At 69.0% G+C, this 18489-nt stretch carries 24 protein-coding genes; 16 read left to right on the top strand and 8 right to left on the bottom strand.

Features of this window, described 5'->3' with window-relative positions; translation table 11 throughout:
* The first annotated feature begins 10 nt into the window (after nucleotides 1-10).
* Genes ACLBYA_RS15865 through ACLBYA_RS15855 form a run of 3 tightly spaced genes read left to right on the top strand, consistent with a single transcriptional unit; the run spans nucleotide 11 to nucleotide 2221 of the window.
* Complete coding sequence (locus tag ACLBYA_RS15865; RefSeq protein WP_447710362.1) at nucleotides 11-628, top strand: acid phosphatase; 618 nt, start codon at nucleotides 11-13, stop codon at nucleotides 626-628.
* Nucleotides 607-1710: an isochorismate synthase gene (locus tag ACLBYA_RS15860; RefSeq protein ID WP_447710361.1), complete on the top strand. Its 1104-nt coding sequence runs from the start codon at nucleotides 607-609 to the stop codon at nucleotides 1708-1710. Before ACLBYA_RS15865 ends, ACLBYA_RS15860 begins: the two co-directional genes overlap by 22 nt.
* A gap of 28 nt (nucleotides 1711-1738) precedes the next feature.
* Nucleotides 1739-2221, top strand: a complete 483-nt coding sequence (locus ACLBYA_RS15855) for an N-acetyltransferase family protein (RefSeq protein ID WP_447710360.1) — start codon at nucleotides 1739-1741, stop codon at nucleotides 2219-2221.
* 21 nt (nucleotides 2222-2242) lie between these two features.
* On the opposite strand, the gene ACLBYA_RS15850 is transcribed toward ACLBYA_RS15855, so the two are convergent.
* Nucleotides 2243-2620, bottom strand: coding sequence for a hypothetical protein (locus tag ACLBYA_RS15850; protein ID WP_447710359.1), 378 nt, complete (start codon nucleotides 2618-2620; stop codon nucleotides 2243-2245).
* On the bottom strand, nucleotides 2617-3057 hold the full coding sequence (aroQ, locus tag ACLBYA_RS15845; RefSeq protein ID WP_447710358.1) for a type II 3-dehydroquinate dehydratase: 441 nt from the start codon (nucleotides 3055-3057) through the stop codon (nucleotides 2617-2619). The genes ACLBYA_RS15850 and aroQ overlap by 4 nt, the downstream gene beginning before the upstream one ends.
* 116 nt (nucleotides 3058-3173) lie before the next feature.
* On the opposite strand from aroQ, the gene ACLBYA_RS15840 reads away from it, so the two are divergent.
* From ACLBYA_RS15840 to whiB1, 7 genes are all read left to right on the top strand, one after another.
* A complete protein-coding gene (locus ACLBYA_RS15840; protein WP_447710416.1) occupies nucleotides 3174-4265 on the top strand; it encodes an acyl-CoA dehydrogenase family protein in 1092 nt (363 codons plus the stop codon).
* A 1-nt stretch (nucleotide 4266) separates the two neighbouring features.
* On the top strand, nucleotides 4267-5499 hold the full coding sequence (locus ACLBYA_RS15835) for an acyl-CoA dehydrogenase family protein (RefSeq protein WP_447710357.1): 1233 nt from the start codon (nucleotides 4267-4269) through the stop codon (nucleotides 5497-5499).
* Between the two features lie 40 nt (nucleotides 5500-5539).
* Nucleotides 5540-6439: a LysR family transcriptional regulator gene (locus tag ACLBYA_RS15830; RefSeq protein WP_447710356.1), complete on the top strand. Its 900-nt coding sequence runs from the start codon at nucleotides 5540-5542 to the stop codon at nucleotides 6437-6439.
* Entirely contained in the window at nucleotides 6429-6821 is a 393-nt protein-coding gene (locus ACLBYA_RS15825; RefSeq protein WP_447710355.1) for a YchJ family protein, read from the top strand. The genes ACLBYA_RS15830 and ACLBYA_RS15825 overlap by 11 nt, the downstream gene beginning before the upstream one ends.
* A 9-nt stretch (nucleotides 6822-6830) precedes the next feature.
* Nucleotides 6831-7328 carry a M15 family metallopeptidase gene (locus ACLBYA_RS15820; protein ID WP_447710354.1) on the top strand — a complete coding sequence of 166 codons (498 nt, stop codon included), beginning with the start codon at nucleotides 6831-6833 and terminating at the stop codon, nucleotides 7326-7328.
* Between the two features lie 131 nt (nucleotides 7329-7459).
* On the top strand, nucleotides 7460-8407 hold the full coding sequence (locus ACLBYA_RS15815) for a diacylglycerol/lipid kinase family protein (protein ID WP_447710353.1): 948 nt from the start codon (nucleotides 7460-7462) through the stop codon (nucleotides 8405-8407).
* Between the two features lie 272 nt (nucleotides 8408-8679).
* Entirely contained in the window at nucleotides 8680-8934 is a 255-nt protein-coding gene (gene whiB1, locus ACLBYA_RS15810) for a transcriptional regulator WhiB1 (protein WP_019514677.1), read from the top strand.
* A 104-nt stretch (nucleotides 8935-9038) separates the two neighbouring features.
* On the opposite strand, the gene ACLBYA_RS15805 is transcribed toward whiB1, so the two are convergent.
* Nucleotides 9039-10538 carry a sensor histidine kinase gene (locus tag ACLBYA_RS15805; protein ID WP_447710352.1) on the bottom strand — a complete coding sequence of 500 codons (1500 nt, stop codon included), beginning with the start codon at nucleotides 10536-10538 and terminating at the stop codon, nucleotides 9039-9041.
* Nucleotides 10539-10551: 13 nt separating this feature from the next.
* Entirely contained in the window at nucleotides 10552-10767 is a 216-nt protein-coding gene (locus ACLBYA_RS15800) for a biotin/lipoyl-binding carrier protein (RefSeq protein ID WP_447710415.1), read from the bottom strand.
* A gap of 141 nt (nucleotides 10768-10908) precedes the next feature.
* Between ACLBYA_RS15800 and ACLBYA_RS15795 the strand changes: the two genes are divergently transcribed.
* Nucleotides 10909-10983, top strand: coding sequence for a 50S ribosomal protein bL37 (locus tag ACLBYA_RS15795; protein WP_085976028.1), 75 nt, complete (start codon nucleotides 10909-10911; stop codon nucleotides 10981-10983).
* Nucleotides 10984-11086: 103 nt separating this feature from the next.
* On the opposite strand, the gene rsrA is transcribed toward ACLBYA_RS15795, so the two are convergent.
* Entirely contained in the window at nucleotides 11087-11401 is a 315-nt protein-coding gene (rsrA, locus tag ACLBYA_RS15790; RefSeq protein ID WP_447710351.1) for a mycothiol system anti-sigma-R factor, read from the bottom strand.
* On the bottom strand, nucleotides 11398-12036 hold the full coding sequence (locus ACLBYA_RS15785; RefSeq protein ID WP_447710414.1) for a sigma-70 family RNA polymerase sigma factor: 639 nt from the start codon (nucleotides 12034-12036) through the stop codon (nucleotides 11398-11400). Before ACLBYA_RS15785 ends, rsrA begins: the two co-directional genes overlap by 4 nt.
* A gap of 199 nt (nucleotides 12037-12235) precedes the next feature.
* On the opposite strand from ACLBYA_RS15785, the gene ACLBYA_RS15780 reads away from it, so the two are divergent.
* The 3 genes from ACLBYA_RS15780 to ACLBYA_RS15770 all read left to right on the top strand — a co-directional run bounded on the left by ACLBYA_RS15780 (nucleotide 12236) and on the right by ACLBYA_RS15770 (nucleotide 13911).
* Nucleotides 12236-12724 carry a YbaK/EbsC family protein gene (locus tag ACLBYA_RS15780; RefSeq protein ID WP_447710350.1) on the top strand — a complete coding sequence of 163 codons (489 nt, stop codon included), beginning with the start codon at nucleotides 12236-12238 and terminating at the stop codon, nucleotides 12722-12724.
* Nucleotides 12725-12739: 15 nt separating this feature from the next.
* The gene (locus ACLBYA_RS15775) at nucleotides 12740-13048 is read left to right on the top strand and encodes a GNAT family N-acetyltransferase (protein WP_447710349.1); all 309 of its coding nucleotides are present in this window, start codon (nucleotides 12740-12742) and stop codon (nucleotides 13046-13048) included.
* 89 nt (nucleotides 13049-13137) lie between these two features.
* Nucleotides 13138-13911 (top strand): class I SAM-dependent methyltransferase, encoded by a 774-nt coding sequence (locus ACLBYA_RS15770; protein ID WP_447710348.1) that lies wholly within the window; start codon nucleotides 13138-13140, stop codon nucleotides 13909-13911.
* Here the strand turns inward: ACLBYA_RS15770 and ACLBYA_RS15765 are convergent.
* Nucleotides 13899-15371 carry a DUF7059 domain-containing protein gene (locus ACLBYA_RS15765; protein ID WP_447710347.1) on the bottom strand — a complete coding sequence of 491 codons (1473 nt, stop codon included), beginning with the start codon at nucleotides 15369-15371 and terminating at the stop codon, nucleotides 13899-13901. The genes ACLBYA_RS15770 and ACLBYA_RS15765 overlap by 13 nt on opposite strands.
* A complete protein-coding gene (locus ACLBYA_RS15760; RefSeq protein WP_447710346.1) occupies nucleotides 15368-16162 on the bottom strand; it encodes an SOS response-associated peptidase in 795 nt (264 codons plus the stop codon). Before ACLBYA_RS15760 ends, ACLBYA_RS15765 begins: the two co-directional genes overlap by 4 nt.
* A 10-nt stretch (nucleotides 16163-16172) precedes the next feature.
* Here ACLBYA_RS15760 and aroA point away from each other — a divergent pair, with 10 nt between their 5' ends.
* Together aroA and rsgA are read left to right on the top strand one after the other, a co-directional pair.
* Complete coding sequence (gene aroA, locus ACLBYA_RS15755; protein ID WP_447710413.1) at nucleotides 16173-17456, top strand: 3-phosphoshikimate 1-carboxyvinyltransferase; 1284 nt, start codon at nucleotides 16173-16175, stop codon at nucleotides 17454-17456.
* Entirely contained in the window at nucleotides 17453-18439 is a 987-nt protein-coding gene (rsgA, locus tag ACLBYA_RS15750) for a ribosome small subunit-dependent GTPase A (protein WP_447710345.1), read from the top strand. Before aroA ends, rsgA begins: the two co-directional genes overlap by 4 nt.
* The last annotated feature ends 50 nt before the right edge of the window (nucleotides 18440-18489 follow it).

Below are 18489 nucleotides of genomic sequence, written 5' to 3'. Positions count from 1 at the left end.
AATCGCGACGGTGAGCGTCCACCAGCATCGGTTGTTACTGCTGAGGCACGGGGAAACGGAGTGGTCGCGCAGCGGCCGCCACACCGGGCGCACCGACCTGGAACTCCTCGATATCGGCCGCGATCAGGCCCGGCTGGCCGCCGCGGCGCTCGGCGAGCTGCAGCTGCATGACCCGGTGGTGATCAGCAGCCCGCGTCGGCGCGCCCTGGAGACCGCCGAACTGGCCGGGCTGAGCGTCACCGAGGTGTGCCCCGATTTGGCCGAGTGGGATTACGGCGACTACGAGGGTCTGACCACCCCACAGATCCGGGAGACCGTGCCGGGCTGGACGGTGTGGACCCATCCGTGCCCGGGTGGTGAGACGGCGGCCCAGGTCACCGAGCGTGCCGACCGGGCCATCACGGTGGCGTTGGCCCATATGGAAACCCGGGACGTGGTGTTCGTCGGACACGGCCACTTCTCCCGGTCATTGCTGAGCCGCTGGGTCGAACTGCCGGTGTCGGAGGGGGTCCGGTTCTCGATGGCGGCCGCCTCGATCGCGGTGTGCGGTTTCGAGAAGGGCATCCGGCAGATCAGCGCGCTCGGGCTGACCGGACACCCCAACCCGTGCCTGCCGCCGTCGTCGTGACACCGTCGTTCGTGCTGTCCGGGCCGTCGGGCACGGTGTTGGCCGATGGTGTGGCGGACGGGTTCGACGAGATCGCCGCGGCGCAGTCCGCACTGCGGGCCGGCACCGTTCCGATCATCGTGGGCGCTTTACCTTTTGACTTGTCCGGCCCGGCCGCCCTGCACAGCCCGACGGCCGTGCACGCCGCCGGTGTGCTGCCGGCCTGGCCCGACACGCCCGCGCCCGTTGTGCGCTCACGCGACACCCTGCCGCCCGGTGGCGAGCACCGCGCCCGGGTCGCCGAAGCGGTGCGCAGGCTGCGCGAACCGCAGTCACCGCTGCAGAAGGTGGTGCTGGCCCGGGCCCTGCGGCTGACCGCCGATCACCCGTGGGACGCCCGCTCGGTGCTGACCCGGCTGGCCGCGGCCGACCCGTCGGCCACGGTGTATCTGGCCGAGCTGTCCCCGGCCGGCACCGACGGGGTGCTGGTGGGGGCCAGCCCCGAACTGCTGGTCGCCCGCACCGGTGACACCGTGATCTGTCAGCCGTTCGCCGGCTCGGCACCCCGATCGGCCGACCCGGCGGCCGATGCCGCCCAGGCCGCAGCACTGGCAGCGTCGGGCAAGAACCGCCACGAACATGCCCTGGTGGTCGACACGATGCGCGCGGCGCTGGAACCGCTGTGTGTGGACCTGCAGATCGCCGCCGAGCCGCAGCTGCACGGCACCGACGCGTTGTGGCATCTGAGCACCCCGATCCGGGCCCGGCTACGCAGTCCGCAGACCACCGCGCTGGATCTGGCGCTCGCGCTGCACCCCACCCCCGCCGTCGGCGGCGTGCCGACCGATCTGGCCGCCGAACTGATCACCGAGCTCGAGGGTGACCGCGGTTTCTACGCCGGCGCGGTCGGCTGGTGCGACGCCAACGGCGACGGGCGCTGGGTGGTGTCCATCCGCTGCGCGGTGCTCTCGGCCGACGGGCGTACCGCGCTGGCACATGCCGGCGGCGGGATCGTCGCCGAATCCGATCCCGATGACGAGGTCGACGAGACCACCACCAAATTCCGGACGATCCTGACAGGACTGGGGGCCAGCACCACATGACGGCAGCGAGAAGCGAAGCGGACCGCGCATGACACAGTTGATCCGGCCGGCCCGTGCCGGCGACGAGGCCGAGATCGTCGCGATGATCCGCGAGCTGGCCGAGTTCGAGAAGGCCGCCGACGAATGCGTCGTCACCGAATCCTCGCTGCACACAGCGCTGTTCGGTGACCGACCGACCGCCTATGCCCATATCGTGGAGATCGACGGTCAGGCCGCCGCTACCGCGGTGTGGTTCCTGAACTTCTCCACCTGGGACGGGGTGTCCGGGATCTACCTGGAGGACCTGTTCGTGCGCCCGGCGTTCCGCCGCCGCGGGCTGGCCCGCAAGCTGCTCGCCACGCTGGCCTCCGAATGCCGCACGCACGGTTACACCCGGCTGTCCTGGGCGGTGTTGAACTGGAACGTCAACGCCATCGCGCTGTACGACGCCGTCGGCGGGAAGCCGCAGAACGAGTGGACCACCTACCGGGTGTCCGGACCCGAACTGGACGCGCTGGCCGGCGAGGCCTGATTGGCGGCTCGCCGCCGAAATCTAATCCCGGCCGGCCATCCACTGCACCGACGACGGGCTGAACAACATGCCCAGCGTGGCCAGCGCCAGCAGCCCGACCAGGATGCCGTAGACGGCGTGGTGGCTGGTGATGACATACCAGGCCACCGGCAGCAGCAGCAGATTGGTCGGCACCGCGATACCGCGTCCCCATCGCCGGCCGGTGATCAACGCCCAACCGCCGGTGACGACACCAGCGCCGATCAGGATGAACCAGATCGCGGTGCCCCACCCGTTGACGATGTGTTGATCGGCGCCACCGACGGCGCGGATCAGCAATACCGCGGCCATGACGAGGGCGGCGATACCCTCGGCCGCGACCAGGAAGCCCGCGTACCTGACGATCGGCGGTTGGGTCACGACACCCGGCCGGCCAGATACTGCACGGCGAACAGATAGCCCTGCGGCCCGGCGCCGGCGATCACCACCTCAGCGACCGCCGAGACATACGAGTGGTGCCGGAACTGCTCTCGGCGGTGGATATTGCTCAGGTGCACCTCGGCGACCGGCAGCTCGGCGGCGATCAGCGCATCCGGGATGGCCACCGAGGTGTGGCTGTAGGCGCCGGGATTGATGATGATGCCGGCACAGTCCTCGCGGGCGATGTGGATGGCGTCGATCAGGTCGCCCTCGTGATTGCTCTGCAGCGCGCGCACCTCGAAACCGAGCCCGGCGGCGGCCTCGGTCACCTGCTGCTCGACCTGGGCGAGCGTGGTGGCACCGTAGATCTCCGGCTGCCGGGTGCCCAGCATGTTCAGGTTCGGCCCGTTCAGGAGCAGCAATCGGCGATCGGTCACGCCTGTACGGTACCGACGCGTCGCCGCTGCGCGCACCCGCCCGTGTCGCGATCGGAAACGTATCGGTGTGCCGAACGATGATGGACATCGCGGCGATCACCACGTTGCATGGACGGGTGACGATCAGCACCGCCGAGCGGGCCGAATTCCGGTCCGCCGTCCGCGACCTGCTGGCCGACCGCTGCACCGAGACCGATGTGCGGCGCGTGATGGCCGGCGATGACGGGTACGACCGCGATCTGTGGGCAGCGCTGGCCGCCCAGGGGGTGACAGGGCTGCTCGTGGACGCCGAGTACGGCGGCGTCGGCCTGGGCGCCCCCGAGCTGGAGGCCGTCGCCGAGGAGATCGGCGCCGCGCTGCTACCCGGCCCGTGGCTGGCCAGCGCGGTGCTGGCCGTGGGCCTCATCCGGGCCGCGGGTACCGACGCCGACCGGCAACGCCTGCTGCCCGGCCTGGCCGAGGGCACCTCGATCGGGACGGTCGCGGTCACCGGTCCCACCGGCACCTGGACCGCCGAGAGTGTCGACGTGCGTGCCGAGGCAGACGGGACGCTCACCGGCACCGCCCACTACGTGCTGTCCGGCCAGATCAGCGATGTCATCCTGGTCGTCGCGCGCACCGGGACCGATCTAGGCATCTACGAGGTCGCGCGGGACGCACCCGGATTCGACCGGACGCCCGCCGACGTCTTCGACCCCACCGTGCGGTTGTCCACCTACACCTTCACCGCCACCCCGGCGCGCCGGCTCGGCGACGCCGGCTGGCCGGCGGTGCAGCAGGCCCTCGATCTGGCGGTCATCGCGCTGGCCGGTGAGCAGGCCGGCGGCGCACGGCGCATCTTCGACATGACCGTCGACTACCTGAAGACCCGCATCCAGTTCGGCCGCCCGATCGGCAGTTTCCAGGCCCTCAAACACATGGCCGCCGACGTGCTGATCGACGTCGAGTCGGCGACCTCGGCAGCCCAGCATGCGGCCGCCGAGTTCGAGAACGCCGAAAACCGCAGCGGTGCCGTTGCATTGGCCGGGTTCGCCTGCGCCGAGGCCTACGTGCGCACCGCCATGGCCGCCGTCCAGATGCACGGCGGCATCGGCTTCACCTGGGAGCATCCGGCACATCTGTTCGTGCGACGGGCCCGCACCGGCCTGGCACTGTTCGGCTCGTCCGATCAGCATCGCGAGCGCTACCTGATCTCGAAGGGAGCCTGAGGTGACCGAGCAACCCACGCCGGAGGAACTGCGCGCCGAGGTCCGCGACTGGTTGGCGCAGAACTGGTCTGGGACAACACTTCCCAAATCCGATGACCCGTGGGTCAGCTCGCCGGAGCGCATCTCCTGGTTGGAGACGGTGGTCGCCGCCGGCTACGGGGCGCCGACCTACCCCGCGCAGTGGTACGGCCGCGGCTACCCCAATGCGCTGGCCAAGATCATCGCCGAGGAGTTCCGGGCCGTCCGCGCCCCGGGGGCCTGCCAGGACAAGTTCAGCATCCCCGCCAACACCGCGCTGAAGTTCGGCACCGAGACACTCAAAGCCGATCTGCTGCACGACTTCCTGACCGAGAAGGTGCGCACCTGCCTGCTTTACAGCGAGCCGGGCGCGGGCTCGGACCTGGCCGGGGTCCGGACCTCGGCCGTACGGCGGGCAGGAGCGAAGCGACCGGGGGATCAACACGGCGACGGCGACGACTGGGTGATCAACGGGCAGAAGGTCTGGACCTCGGGTGCGCAGACCTCCGAGTACGCCCTGCTGATCGCCCGCACCGACTGGGACGTGCCCAAGCATCAGGGCATCACCTTCTTCATCGTGCCGATGCGCCAGCCCGGGATCGACGTGCGGCCGCTGACCCAGATCACCGGCGAATCGCATTTCAACGAGGTGTTCATCACCGATGCCCGGGTCCCCGATGCGTATGTCGTCGGCGGTGTCGGCAACGGCTGGCGGGTGCTGCAGACTGCGCTGGCCTACGAGCGGTCGCTGATGGGATCGGCCGGACGGTCCGGGCGCAACAGTTCGAAGGCCAACATCCTGGTCGATCTCGCCCGTGACCACGGACGACTCGACGATGCGGCGATGCGTCGCGCGCTGGCCGATGTACTGGCCCTGCGGGAGCTCAACGGTCTCAACAACGCCCGCGCCAAGGCGGAGGCCAAGCAGGGCACCTCCAGTCCGGTGATGTCGCTGGGCAAGCTGGCCATGTCGGGCATCCTGCACGCCGAGGCGCGGCTGAAAACCGACATCCTGGGCGCCCGGGCACTGCTGGCCGGACCCGACAATCCCGAGGCCGATGACGTCAACTTCCTGACCCTGAATGCGTTCTTCACCTCGATCGGCGGTGGCACCGACCAGATCCAGCGCAACATCATCGGCGAACGGGTGCTGGGGTTGCCCAAGGAGCCCGAGGTCGATCGGGACATCCCGTTCCGGCAGGCGCGTCGCAACTGAATAGGATCACAGGCTCCACCCACCGTCGGAGAGCCACCGCATGCACGTCGACATCACCAGGCTGCGCTACTTCGTCGCGGTCGCCGAGGAGCTGCACTTCAAACGGGCCGCCGAACGGCTGATGATCACCCCGCCGCCGCTGAGCAAACAGATCAAGCTGCTGGAGGCCGAACTGGGCGGCGCGCTGTTCGACCGGGACTACCACCGGGTGCGGCTCACCGCGTTGGGTACCGAACTGCTGGACCCGGCCCGCGACATCCTGCGCCGGGTCGAGGACCTCAAGGCGACGGCCGCTCGGGTGACCAAGGCCGCCAATCCCGTTCGGGTGGGTGCGACGGCCTACGCCCCGTCGGACTTCCTGGCCCGGTTGGAGACGGCGGTCGCCGCACTGCCCACCGCCACCGAGTTCAGCCTGCCGGGGTCGGCGGCGGAGGTGACCGCAAAAATCGTTGCCGGCCAACTCGACATCGGCCTGATCCACCTGCCGTCGGCCGACCGGCGCCTCCCCTACCGGGTCGTGGCCAGCTACCCGGGGGCGATCGCCGTCCGCCACGACGACCCGCTGGCCGCCGCCGAGCGCGTGTCAATCGAGGCGCTGCGCGACCGTGATGTGGTCATCGACTTCGCCCGGCCCAACCCGGTGGTGCTCGCCGAACTGACCCGCAACCTGAACATCCGCGGCATCACCCGAATCGTGCGCACCACCAACGATCTGGGCGGCGAACTGGCGATGGCCACCGCGGTGTTCAACCGGCACCTGGTGGCGCTGGTGACCTACGCGCCGGCCTCGGCGATCGGCCGGATCTTCTCCCCGCCCGAGTTCAAACTGATCCCGATCGACGAAAGCACCTGGGCGTCAGCGAAGATCGCGCTGACGTGGTCGCCGGAGCGCACCGATGTGCAATCCCTGGTGGAGGTGATCGCCGATCATGTCGGATAAAGCGAACTGCCCGTGCGGATCCGGGCAGACCTACCGCACGTGCTGCGGCCCACTGCACGACGGCACCGTGGCGGCGCCGAGCTGTTTGGCGCTGATGCGGTCGCGGTTCAGCGCCTTCGCAGCGGGGAACACCGAGTACCTGTTGCGGTCGTGGCATCCCGAAACCCGGCCGCGTCGGCTCGATCTCGACGACACCGTCACCTGGCGCCGGTTGCAGATCGTGGACACCGAGGCCGGCGGCGAGGATGACGACGCGGGCATCGTCGAGTTCCGCGCGCAATATCAGCAGCACGGGCGGCGCCACATCCTGCACGAGCGCAGCCGGTTCACCCGGACCTCCGATGGCGCATGGCGTTACCTCGACGGTGATATCGACCCTTAGACTGGGCCGATGCGGATGGTGTTGACGGCGAGCGCGCTGGCCCTGGTGGCCGCCCTGACCGCACCCGTCGCGCACGCCGAGCCCGCCGAGCAGCCGACGCAGGCGCGCACCGCCTTCGACGTGGCCGATCCCGAGATCGGCCGGCTGGATCCGGCGCTACTGCACGCGCTGCAGAACGCCACGACGGCGGCCGCCACCGAGGGTGTCGAGGTCACCGTCACCTCGGGCTGGCGCACACCGGAGTTCCAGCGTCAGTTGTTGGAGGACGCGATCCTGACCTACGGCAGTTTCGCGGCCGCCCGCCAGTACGTCCAGCTGCCGGAACATTCCCGCCATGTGGTCGGCGCGGCCGTCGACATCGGCGGTGCGGGTGCGGCGCAGTGGATGACCGCCAACGGCCCGCGGTTCGGGCTGTGCCAGATCTACGCCAACGAGACCTGGCATTTCGAGCTGGCCACTGACCTCCACGGTGCGTGCCCACCGCTGCTGGCCAACGCTGCGGTCTGAATAGACTTGCGCACCAACGACATCGACGGCTCAACTGTTCATCGAGTGATCATCGTCACGAACCCGTCCGGTCACCCGGGGTTTCGACACTCGGTGCGCCGCGCCCCGATTCGCGGTTAGGCTGATACCCCGTGCGTGCCGTCCTGATCGTCAACCCGAACGCGACCTCGACGACCCCGGCGGGCCGTGATCTGCTGGCCCACGCGCTGGAGAGCCAGGTCGAGCTGACCGTGGTGCACACCGACCACCGCGGCCATGCCATCGAGATCGGTGCCCAGGCCGCCCGCGACGGGACCGATGTGCTGATCGTGCACGGCGGCGACGGCACGGTGAACGAGGTGGTCAACGGGGTGCTGGCAGAAGGGTCGTCCCACACCCCTGCCGTGGGCGTGGTGCCCGGCGGGTCGGCCAACGTGTTCGCCCGTTCGCTCGGCATCAGCCCCGATCCCATCGAGGCCACCAACCAGGTCGTCGACCTGCTCGGCGAGCACCGCCGCGGGACCCCGTGGCGACGGATCGGGCTGATGAACTGCGGGGAACGCTGGGGAGTGTTCACCGCAGGCATGGGTGTCGACGGGGACGTGGTGGCGGCGGTGGAGGCCCAACGGGCCAAGGGCCGCAAGGTGACCGCATCGCGCTACATCCGGGTCGCCATCCGCGAGATGCTGTCCAGCGCCCGACGGGAACCGCAGCTGACCGTCGAACTGCCGGGCCGCGAACCGGTGCCGGGGGTGCACTTCGCGTTCGTCTCCAACTCCAGCCCGTGGACCTACGCCAACACCCGGCCGGTGTGGACCAACCCGGACACCACCTTCGACACCGGGCTCGGGGTGTTCGCCATCACGAGCATGAACGTGTGGGCCAATCTCGGTCTGGTCCGGCGGATGATGTCGGCCAAACCGGACATCACCGCGCGCCATCTGATCCGCGAAGACGACCTGCCGTGGCTGCGGGTGAGCAGCGACACACCGGTGGCGTGCCAGATCGACGGGGATTACATCGGTTTGCGTCAGACGATGACTTTTGCCTCGGTTCCGGATGCGATCGGCGTGGTCGCACCGGCCGTTAAACAGGCTTGAGAAGGGCTTGACCTGCGAGCTTGCTGTGAGAGCAAGAAATTTAGAGCGCAAGTGGATCTGAGTGTAGTACAAACGGGTGAGTGGACCGGTAACCCGGTAGCGCAGTGACATTGCCCACGTGTTAACGCAGTTCTATTGACATCTGTTCAGCCTGTGAAAGCATCGTATGCAACAGCGCAGAAACATTTGTGTGCGCGCGTTAACAGCCGAAGAACAATAGCTAGGGCGTCTTTGTGGCGCACGGGCTAAGACCTGACTAGGAGTTGGAAGCTATGGATTGGCGTCACAAGGCGGTCTGTCGCGACGAGGATCCGGAACTGTTCTTCCCCGTGGGGAACAGTGGCCCGGCCCTCGCCCAGATCGCTGATGCGAAGCTCGTCTGCAACCGTTGCCCGGTGACCACCGAGTGCCTGAGCTGGGCGCTGGAGTCGGGCCAGGATGCCGGCGTGTGGGGCGGCATGAGCGAGGACGAGCGTCGCGCGCTCAAGCGGCGCAACGCGCGGACGAAGGCCCGCAGCAGCGTCTAGTCACCACCGACTCGAAGACTGCGGCCCCGACAGCAATGTCGGGGCCGCAGTCTTTGAAGAGCCAGTTACTGTGCGCCACATCACATTTGAACCCAAAGATGGGCTCAGATCGGCATCCGGCGGTGACGACCGATCGGCACCCGCAGCACCACATCGGTGCCGCCGGTGGCGACATCGTGCATCCCCAGTGAGCCGTCGAGTTCGGCCGACACCAGGGTGCGCACGATCTGCAGGCCGAGCCGGTCGGACTTCTCCAGACTGAAACCCTCGGGCAAGCCGCGGCCGTCGTCGTGGACCACCACGTCGAGCCAGCGTGCCGACCGTTCGGCGCGGATGGTGACCGAACCCTTGGACACATCGCCGTCGAAGGCGTGCTCCAACGCGTTCTGGACCAGTTCGGTGATCACCATGATCAGCGCGGTCGCGCGGTCGGCGTCGAGCACGCCGAGGTCACCCTGGCGGGTGATCCGGATCGGGGTGTCCACCGAGGCGACATCGTTCATGATCGGCACGATCCGGTCGACGACCTCGTCGAGATTGACCTCCTCGTCGACCGACATCGACAACGCGTCGTGCACCAGGGCGATCGACGACACCCGCCGCACCGACTCGATGAGGGCCTCCCGTCCCTCGGCATTGTTGGTGCGTCGGGCCTGCAACCGCAGCAGTGCGGCGACGGTCTGCAGGTTGTTCTTCACCCGGTGGTGGATCTCGCGGATGGTCGCGTCCTTGGACAGCAGGGCGCGGTCGCGGCGCTTGATCTCGGTGACATCGCGGATGAGCACCGCCGCACCGGCCGGCTCCCCACTGGTGAGCAGCGGAATGGTGCGCAGCAGCACGGCCGCGCCACCGGCGTCGAGTTCCATCCGGGTGCTGGCGCCGCCGGCCACCGAGATACGCAGATGGTTGGCCAGCTCCTGGGCCTCGAACGGATCCGACATCAACGGCCGGGTGACCCCGATCAGGTTGTGACCCTCCAGCTCGGCATTCAGCCCCATCCGGTGATACGCCGACAGCGCGTTGGGGCTGGCGAAGGTGACGTCACCGGACACGTCGAGCCGGATGAAACCGTCCCCCACCCGCGGGCTGGACCGCGACATCGCGGCGTCACCCACATTGGGGAAGGTGCCCTCGCTGAGCATCCGCAACAGATCGCGCGCGCAGTCGATGTAGGCGCGCTCCAGCGGGCTGGACTTGCGACGGTCCGCCAGCGCGGTCTGGTGGGTGAGCACCGCGACCACCCGGTCGGAATGCCGGACCGGCACCGCCTCGACGTTGAGCCACAGTGCGTCCCCGGACCCGGCCCGGCCGGCATCGCTTTCCCGCCCGATCGCACCGGAGGCGAAGGCCACGCCCACCACCGGCATCTCGGCGGCATTGGAGAGCGTGCCCACCGCATCGCTGAGCAGCACCGTCGGGGCAGTGTTGGGCCGTACCTGGGCCACACACACCAGCACGTCGTCGTCGCTTTGCACCCACATCAGGTAGTCGGCGAACGACAGATCGGCCAGCAGCTGCCACTCCCCCACCACGGCGTGCAGATGGTCGACGGCATTGCCGGGCAGCACGGTGTGCTCGGCAAGCAGGTCGCCGAGGGTCGACATGGGTCGGTACCGGTTAGCTGATCACCGCGATGAGGTCACCGGCCTGGATGACGTCACCCACCGCGACGCTCACCTCGGTGACGGTGCCGGCGACCTCGGCCAGCACCGGGATCTCCATCTTCATGGACTCCAGCAGCACGACGGTGTCGCCCGCACCGATCTGGTCACCCTTACGGACCACGACCTCCAGCACGCTGGCCACGATCTCGGCGCGAACATCCTCGGCCATCTTCACCCCACTCACTGTCTGGCTACCGGCCTATATCGAACCACAATGCAGTCCACCCCATCGCACACCCAGCTGGAAAAAGCAGTCCCCGCGGCATGAGACACTGGTAGTCAAAGCATTCATCTGACTCGGAGGTTCACCATGGCCAAGCGTGGCCGCAAGAAGCGCGATCGTAAGCACTCGAAGGCCAACCACGGCCGTCGTCCCAACGCCTGACACGCCTTCTACGTAACAAACCGCCCGCGCTCTCACCAGAGAGCCCGGGCGGTTGTCGTTCGGGGTCTGCGGCGCGTTCAGCCACCGCGGTGGTGCCGCGAATTCAGCCCCGGATGATGGTGGTCTTGCTGATCTCCAGCCGCAGCCGGGCGCGCAACCCTTCGGGGGCCTTCTCACCACTGCATTTGGTGGCGATGAGCGTCTTGACGCGCTCTTCGATGCCGTAGTGCTGCAAACAGGCGGGGCACTCGTCGAGATGGTGCTGGAGCCTGTCGCGGGTCTCGGCGGTGCACTCGCTGTCCAGCAGAGTCCACACCTCGGCGATGACGGCCGCACACTCGGGATGGTCGGGGTCGATCGGCCCGACCGGCGGGGTCCAACGCTCGTCATCGAGATTCGGGTCACGGCCGTCGGTCACGACGACACCTCCTCGGGCTCATCCAGCTGCTGACCTCGCAGGAATCCGCGATCCCTGGCCACGTCGGACAACAACTCACGCAATTGTTTCCTGCCGCGGTGCAGACGCGACATCACCGTGCCGATCGGCGTGTCCATGATCTCGGCGATCTCCTTGTACGGGAACCCCTCGACATCGGCGTAGTAGACGGCCATCCGGAACTCCTCGGGCAGCGCCTGCAGGGCCGCCTTGATCTCGGTGTCCGGAAGTGCCTCCAGCGCCTCGACCTCGGCAGACCGCAGACCGGTCGACGAATGCTCGGCGTTGGACGCCAGCTGCCAGTCGGTGATCTCGTCGGTCGGGTACTCGGCCGGCTGCCGCTGCTTCTTGCGGTAGCTGTTGATGTAGGTGTTGGTCAGGATGCGGTACAGCCACGCCTTGAGGTTGGTCCCGGCCCGGAACGAGCGGAACCCGGCGTAGGCCTTGACCATGGTCTCCTGCAGCAGGTCCTCGGCATCGGCGGGATTGCGGGTCATCCGCAGCGCGCCACCGTAGAGCTGGTCGAGCAGCGGGATGGCGTCACGCTCGAAGCGTGCGGTCAGCTCGGCGTCGGTCTCTTCGGCCGGCGCGGGAGCCAGTTCGTCGATATCGGTCATTGCGGGAGACACCGTCCCTTCTGTCGCGGCACCACCGAACCACTCCAGTGTGAGCACCGGACGTTCCAGGCAGGCCGTTGGCACCAAAATCCCCTATCTGACGATCCTAAAGGCAATGACCGACAAGCCCCGGTCTGGGCCGTCGTGCCTGCAACAACGACAGGTCCGGCCCGCGAAATTCCCGCACTAGTCTGGGCCGGTGCCACGTGCAGCCACCCCGGCCATCGCCACCCTCGTCGCCGACGGCGCCGAACACGAGATCCTGCGTTATCACCACGACCCGCGGGCCGAGTCCTTCGGTGACGAGGCCGTCGCCGCGCTGGCCGATGCGCACGGTCTGGTCGCCGAGCAGATCTTCAAGACCCTGGTGCTCGCGGTGCCGCACGGGCTGGCTGTGGCGGTGCTGCCGGTGCCCGCGAAACTGTCGCTCAAGGCCGCCGCGGCGGCCCTCGGTGTCGCCAAGGCGACGATGGCCGACCGGGCCGCCGCCGAGCGCTCCACCGGTTACGTGCTCGGCGGTATCTCCCCGCTGGGCCAGCGCAAGGCGCTGCCGACGGTGGTGGACGCCTCCGCGCTGGCCTGGGACCGGGTGCTGTGCAGCGCCGGGAAACGCGGCTGGGATGTGGCGCTGGTCCCGGCGGATCTGGTGCGCCTGACCGCCGCGGTGACCGCCGACATCCTGGCCTGACTGCATAGTGGAGTCATGGACGCCGTACGCCACGCCCCCGCGCTGAACCGGTTCGAGATCTGCGAAGGTGACGAGTTGGCGGGTTTCGCCGAATACCGAGACCACGCCGGGCAGCGGATCTTCCACCACACCGAGATCGGTGACAAGTTCGGCGGTAAGGGGCTGGCCTCCAAGCTGATTCGCGCGGCCCTGACCGAGACGTCGGGAGCCGGGCTCCGCATCGTGCCGGTGTGCCCATTCGTCGCGCGTTATGTCGACAAGCACGACGATTTCGCCGCCGACGTCGACGAGGTGACCCCGGCCGTGCTGGACCTGCTGAACTGAGCGCGACGCCGAGCGACCGCCGAGTGTCATCGGCGACGGCGTGGCGCTGTACCGACACGGTCACTCGCGGCAATCGTTAGGGTGGCGATGTGTCCCTGTGGTCTGCCGGACGGTATGAGGCCGTCGCGCAACAAATCTCCCCGATCTCCGCACGCGTCGTCGACACCGTCGGCCGGCTGCATCCGCTGGCCGGCGCCGCGGTGCTCGACCTGGCCTGCGGTACCGGTTCGGCCGCGCTGAGCGCCGCCGCGACCGGGGCCCGGGTGACCGGTGTGGACCTGACACCGGAGCTGCTGGCCATCGCCGCGGACAAACCGGGCGGTGACGCAGTGCGGTGGCTGGACGCCGATGCCGCGGCGACCGGACTACCCGACGCCGAGTTCGATGCCGTGGTGTCCAATATGGGAACCATCTTCGTGGAACCTGTCGCGCTGGTCGCCGAGGTCGCCCGGGTACTCAAGCCGGGCGGGGTGTTCGGCTTCTCGACCTGGGTGCGCGATGTCGAAAATCCGTTCTACGACCCGATCCTGGAAGTGTTGGGGCCGCGGCCGGCCGGGGAATACAGCCCCGACCAGTGGGGCGAACCGGATGTCATCACCACCCGGCTGGCCGAGGACTTCGGCGAGATCTTCATCGAGAACGACGCGCACCGCTGGGCCTTCGGCTCGCTGGAGGACGCCGTGCTGTTCGTCACCACGGAATCGCCGATGCACGTGGACATCCTCGGCCGCGTCGACGAGCCGACCCGGATCCAGTTGGCCGAGGCCTTCAGCGCCGCGCTGGCCGGCCATGTGACCGCCGACGGCACGGTCAGCTTCGACGCGTCGTATGCCGTGGTGGCCGCGCTGCGTCACCCGGCCTGATAGAGGATTCCGCGCCCGATCGCCGCCCGCACCTCGGGGAGCGCGGCGGCGGCCAGACTGTCGGCGTCCACCCCGTGGTGGGCGGCCAGCAGGTCGATGAGCGTGCCCAGCGGCACCTCGCCACGGCATCCGGCGAGCAGCGCGGTGAACACCTCGTCCACGCCGATGACCGCGCCCGGCCCGCCCGGTCGGCGCACTGCCGCACCGATCTGCTGCCAGCCGTCCGGTCCGGGCAGCGAATGTTGTTCCAGCAGAACCGGTGCCGTCGACAGCCGGGAGGCCAGCAAGGTGTCGTCGGGGGTGTCGCTCAGGTAGGCCCGACGGGCGAAGAACGCCTCCACCTCCTCGCCGGTGACGGCTTCGTCTGCACCGGTGATCTCTTCCAGGATCTGCTCGGCGGTTTCGCCGTTGCGGGGGCGGCGCAGCGAGATCAGTCCCATCCCGATGCCGGTGATGCCCTCGGCGGCGAACCAGTCCAGCCAGTCCCCGCCGCGACGTGCCGCGGCATCCGGCGTCTCGCCGGCGTCGGCCAACCACAGCGACACATAGCTGACCGGGTCGGCGAGTTCGCGCTGTACCACCCAGGCGTGCAGGTCGGTGCCTGCCAGCCAGCCGGCCACCCGGTCGCGCCAGTCATCGCCGCGGACAATCCAATTGGCCATCACCTGGGCGCTGCCACCGGGTTCCAGATGATCGGGTAACTGTTCGATCAGATTGCGGCACAGCGTATCTCCGGCCAGCCCGGAATCGCGGTAGATATAGTCGGTGCCACCGGCGCCGACCACGAACGGCGGGTTGGACACGATGAGGTCGAACCGCTCACCGGCCACCGGTTCGAAAAGGCTGCCGCCCCGCAGATCCCAGTCCATGCCGTTGAGTCGCGCGGTCGCCGCGGCCAACGTCAACGCCCGCTCGTTGGTGTCGGTGGCCACGATCTGCTCGCAGTGCCCATCCAGGTGCAGGGCCTGGATACCGCAACCGGTGCCCAGATCCAGTGCCCGCCCCACCGGTGTGCGGGGCACCGCGCGGGCCAACGACATGGACGCCCCGCCGATGCCGAGCACGTGGTCGCGCCGCAGCGGCCCGCTGCGCAGCGCGGCATCCTGATCGGAGACCACCAGAAAATCGTGGGCACCGTCGCTGTGCGGGCGGATGTCCAGTGCCGCGCGTACCGCGGTGCCCGCGGCCTCCAGCACCCCGCCGGCCAGCAGGGCGTCCACCGGCACCGACGGCAACGCCCGCACCAGGTTCTCCCGGGATTCGTCCGTGCCGAGCAGGAACAGCCGCACCAGAGTGGACAACGCGTCCTGGCCCGTCGCGCGCAATGCCGGCCACCACACCCCGCGGGCGAGGGCGTCGTTGGCGTCGGGTCCCAGCAGTGCGGCTACTCCGTCGACGGTGTAGCCAGCTACCCGCAGATCATTTCCCAAGGCGTCGAGCACGACCGGGCCCAGCGTCAAAACAGGCCCTCCTCGTGCGCCACGGCCTCGATGAGCTCGGGGCCGTTGTTGCGCACGCTGTTCACCAGCCGCGACACCTCACGGATCTCGATCCGGTCCAGGTCGCCGTGCCCGCGCAACAGGCCCTCGTCGATCGGGGCGTCCGGGTCCAGCCAGCGATCCCAGTCGGCGGCGCTGATGGTCAGCGGCATCCGGTCGTGGACATCGGCCAGCTGGGCGGCCGAGTCGGTGGTGATGATGGTGCAGCTCAGCAGGGGCGGGTTGTCCTTGTCCGCGCCTGAACTCTCTGGGGCACGCCATACAGACCACAACCCTGCCATGAACAGCGGTTCACCGTCGGCGGCGTACATGTAGTACGGCGTCTTGGCGGGCTTCTTGGCCCCCTCGGCGACACCCGGCTTCCATTCGTACCAGCCGTCCATCGGCACCAGGCAGCGCTTGTTCTTGGCCGAACCCCGAAACGCCGGTGAGGTGGTCAGCGTCTCGGACCGGGCGTTGATCAGCAGCGGGCCCTTCTTGGTGTCGGGAGCACCGTCCTCGCCGGCCTTGGCCCACGGCGGGATCAGACCCCAGCGCATGGAGCGGACGCGTCGGGTCGACTCGTCATCGGGCTCACCATGGCGTTTGACCACGGTGGAGATGGTCGTGGTGGGCGCCACGTTGTAGTTGGCGGCGGAGTTCGGCGCCGTGTCGGGGGTCCCCTTCTCGGACGCATCGACCGTCTCGTCGAGCGCCTTGATCTTCTCCGCCAACAACGCCGGGTCGGTGGTCACCGCAAATCGCCCACACATACCAGGCAGGATAGAGGCCGTGAGCAACTGGCCGGCACCGACGACGACCACCCCCGTGAACGCGACCGTGGATGTACCGGGGTCGAAATCGCTGACCAACCGGGCGTTGGTACTGGCCGCACTGGGAACTGCTCAGGGCACCTCGACCGTCAGCGGTGCGCTGCGCAGCCGCGATACCGACCTGATGATCGGCGCGGTCCGCGAGCTCGGGGTGACGGTGGCCGGCGACGGCACCGAGCTGACCGTGAGCGGGGCGGTCGGACCGGCGGCCGACAGCCGCATCGACTGCGGGCTGGCCGGCACCGTGCTGCGGTTCCTGCCTGCGGTCGCCGCGCTGAGCACCGAGACCGTGACCTTCGACGGTGACGAGCAAGCCCGGGCCCGCCCGATCGCGCCGCTGCTGGATGCGCTGCGCGGCCTCGGCGTGGACATCGAAGGTGACGGGCTGCCGTTCCGGGTGCACGGCCGGGGTGCGGTGAAGGGCGGCGAGGTGCACATCGACGCTTCGGCATCCTCCCAGTTTGTGTCCGGGCTGCTACTGGCCGGGACCACCTTCGGCGAGGGGCTGACCGTGGTGCACACCGGCGAGTCGGTGCCCTCGGCCCCGCACGTCTCGATGACGGTGTCGATGCTGCGCAGCGCCGGTGTCACCGTGGATGACAGCGTGCCCAACCGGTGGCAGATCGCCCCCGGAGCGGTCGCCGCCCGGCACTGGGATATCGAACCCGACCTGTCCAACTCGGTGCCTTTCCTGGCCGCCGCCGCGGTGACCGCCGGCACCGTGCGCATCAGCCGCTGGCCGGCGGACAGTATCCAGCCGTCCGGGGCGATCCTCGACCTGCTGTCACGGCTCGATGTCACTGCGGTGCAGCATGATTCCTACCTGGAGGTCCGCGGCGCCGAGGGCTTCGGCGGTATCGACATCGACCTGCACGATATCGGCGAGCTGGCGCCGGCCGTGGCCGCGCTGGCGACCTTGGCGGTTCCGGGTTCGGTATCGGTGCTGCGCGGTATCGCCCACCTACGCGGGCACGAGACCGACCGGCTGGCCGCGCTGCGCACCGAGATCACCAACCTCGGCGGCGACTGCGTCGAGACGCCCGACGGGCTGCGGATCACCGCGGTGCCGCTGCACGGCGGGGTGTGGCAGTCCTACGCCGATCACCGGATGGCCACCGCCGGCGCGATTGTCGGGCTGCGGGTGCCCGGGGTCGAAGTGCAGGACATCGCGACGACATCGAAGACGCTGCCGGACTTCCCGGGCATGTGGGCCGACATGCTGGTCGCGATGTGAGATCGCGCGAGTACGACGAGTCCGATGTCCGGGTGCGCCCAGGCAAGGGCTCGAGGCCGCGCACCAAGAACCGCCCCGAACACGCCGACGCCGAGGACGCGATGGTCGTCACCGTCGACCGTGGCCGCTGGGGTTGCGCGCTGGGTGGCGACCCGGACCGCAATGTCACGGCGATGCGCGCCCGGGAGCTGGGCCGCACCCCGATCGTCGTCGGCGACGAGGTCGGCATCGTCGGTGACGTGTCCGGTCGGCCCGACACGCTGGCCCGCATCGTGCGGCGCGCCGATCGGCGAACGGTGTTGCGGCGTACCGCCGATGACACCGATCCCACCGAGCGGGTGGTGGTGGCCAATGCCGATCAGCTGATGGTCGTGGTGGCCCTGGCCGACCCTCCGCCGCGCACCGGCTTCGTCGAGCGTGCCCTGATCGCCGCCTACACCGGTGGGCTGTCCCCCATCCTGTGTCTGACCAAATCGGATCTCGCCGATGCCGCGCCGTTCGCCGCGCAGTTCGCCGATCTGGACCTGACCGTGCTGACCGCCGGCCGCAATGATCCGCTCGACCAGGTGGCCGACCAGCTGACCGGGAAGGTGACGGTGCTGCTCGGGCATTCCGGGGTCGGGAAGTCGACACTGGTGAATCGCCTTGTGCCCGAAGCGGACCGGGCCACCGGTTCGGTGACGGGCGTAGGCAAGGGCCGGCACACGTCGACCCAGTCGGTGGCCCTGCCGTTGGCCGGCGCGGGCTGGGTGATCGACACCCCGGGGGTGCGCTCGTTCGGGTTGGCCCATGTGCAACCCGACGATGTGGTGCAGGCCTTCTCGGATCTTGCTGCCGCCGTGGATGATTGCCCGCGCGGGTGCGGACACCTGGGCCCGCCCGCAGACCCCGAGTGTGCGCTGGACACCCTGACCGGCCCGGCCGCGGCACGGGTGGCCGCGGCGCGGCGACTGCTGGTGATCCTCAACGAGCCGAGCTACTGACGCAGAATGCGCCCCACAGCAGGTGCTGTGAGGCGCATTCGGCAGTAAGG

This window comes from Mycobacterium sp. C31M, from assembly GCF_053345865.1.
This window is presented reverse-complemented; position numbering and strand designations above follow the sequence as displayed.